The 306-nt window shown below is 43.1% G+C and carries 1 pseudogene; it reads right to left on the bottom strand.

The features are described from left to right. A pseudogene (locus NE473_RS30975) lies at nucleotides 1-306 on the bottom strand (phage distal tail protein); the annotation flags it as partial.

Raw genomic sequence — 306 nt, 5'->3', positions numbered from 1 at the left:
TAATGATTTCATCGCCAGCAACCATTCCAGAACCAGTTAGCTGCTTTATTTTATCAGTATCAATACGCATTACCTCTCTCGTCCCGGTATTGTAAATCGTGATGTTTCTCACATTTCCAATGGCATGGATGGTAATCACAACCCCGATCTCGGCATCACCGGAGTAATATACCGTCTGCTCGGTTTCATTCTTAATCTCGCCAAATTCAATCAAGGACTCGGTTAAAGATTCGTTCGAAAAAGCGAACTCAAACAGAGGTTCCACTCCATAGAAGATAGTGGTATTAGTTCCATCCGGACCAGCAG

This window comes from Hungatella sp. SL.1.14 (assembly GCF_024460495.1).
In the GTDB taxonomy this organism is placed as follows: Bacteria; Bacillota; Clostridia; order Lachnospirales; family Lachnospiraceae; genus Hungatella; species Hungatella hathewayi.
Note: the sequence above shows the minus strand (reverse complement) of the source record. Positions and strands in the feature narration are given on the sequence as shown.